General features: G+C 66.1%; 3 protein-coding genes. 2 read left to right on the top strand and 1 reads right to left on the bottom strand.

Annotated features, from left to right (window positions below):
* The coding region (locus FNH08_RS50095; RefSeq protein WP_322726684.1) for an ATP-binding protein at positions 1 to 314 on the bottom strand (314 nt) is incomplete at its 3' end.
* Positions 315 to 427: 113 nt separating this feature from the next.
* Between FNH08_RS50095 and FNH08_RS50100 the strand changes: the two genes are divergently transcribed.
* Positions 428 to 1,258 (top strand): helix-turn-helix domain-containing protein, encoded by an 831-nt coding sequence (locus FNH08_RS50100; RefSeq protein WP_194238903.1) that lies wholly within the window; start codon positions 428 to 430, stop codon positions 1,256 to 1,258.
* Positions 1,255 to 1,367, top strand: a 113-nt coding sequence (locus tag FNH08_RS50105; protein ID WP_152778676.1) for a DUF397 domain-containing protein, incomplete at its 3' end; no start/stop codon positions are given. The genes FNH08_RS50100 and FNH08_RS50105, both read left to right, overlap by 4 nt.

The following is a 1,367-nucleotide window of genomic DNA, read 5'->3' on the forward strand; positions in this document are numbered from 1 at the left end:
CCCTCGTCCGACTCCCCCGCGTCCACCTGCGGTACGACCGGTACGCCGTCCCCGCTGTCGTGCACCTCGACGCGCACCCCACCGTCGTACGACAGCGGCAGCAGCCTCAGCAGGAAGCCCCGTCCGGGTGGTACGCCGTGCACGAGGGCGTTGGTGGCGAGTTCGCTGACACACAGCACGACGTCGTACGCCCGGTCCCGCACACCCCAGTCGGCGAGCGCCTCACTCGCGAAGGCGCGGGCTGCGGGGACGGATGTGCGTTCGCGGCGGTAGAAGCGTTCGCGTGGGGACAGGTGGGGGGTTTCTGCGTTCACGTGACGAGTGTCACGCTACGTGGTCATTATGGGACAGTACGTGCACCCGTACAGCCGGTTTGTACGGGTGCGCGGCGGTGAACGTACGCGCGCGGATGGGGAGTTTGGACCGCATGAGCACCACAACACGGGCACGGGCCCGTAGGAACGCCTCGGCGATGAGGATGGTGGGCGCACTGCTCGCCCTCTACCGCCAGGCGGCCGGGTACACACAGAAGTCACTGGGCGATCGGTTCGTCGTCGGCGAGCAGCAGATCGCGTCGATCGAGCAGGGCCGACGGCCACTGAAGCCGGATCTGGCCGAGCAGCTCGACCAACTTCTCGGCACGAAGGGGGCGTTGGCGGCGGCGTTGGAGCACATGCCGGAGGTGGATCTGGTCCCGCTGTGGGCGGAGGAGTATCTGGATCGGGAGCGGGAGGCGATTGCGATCTCGTGGTACGAGAGCCTGCTGGTACCGGGACTGCTCCAGACGGAAGGGTATGCGCGGGCGGTCTTTCGCAGCCGCGTACCGGTCTACGACGAGGACGAGATCGAGCAGTTCGTGGCTGCACGCATCCAGCGACGGGAGATCCTCCACCGCAAGGTGCCACCGACGACGAGTTTCGTCATCTGGGAGGCCGCGCTTCGGGACCGGTTGGGTGGGAGTGAGGTGTACGTGGAACAACTGCGACACCTGCGGGAGTACGCCGAGATGCCAGGACTCGCCTTGCAGGTCCTGCCGTTGGGACGCACCACACACGCTGGGCTCGAAGGCCCGTTCATCCTGCTTGAGACTCCCGAGCACCAACGGCTCGCATACAGCGAGACCCAGCGCGGCAGCACCCTCATTGCCGACCCGAATGAGGTGGGGATCGTCACCCAGAAGTATGCGATGCTGCGAACGCAGGCCCTCAACATCGAGGACACAAAGGACCTGCTGGACCGTCTTCTGGGAGAGAGATGAGCGGCACCGCACTTGAGTGGTTCAAGTCCAGCTACAGCAGCGGCGAAGGCGGCGCCTGCCTCGAACTCGCCGTCCACCCCACCACCATCCACATCCGCGACTCCAAAAC

It is taken from the genome of Streptomyces spongiae (genome assembly GCF_009377185.1).
GTDB classification, from domain to species: Bacteria; Actinomycetota; Actinomycetes; order Streptomycetales; family Streptomycetaceae; genus Streptomyces; species Streptomyces spongiae.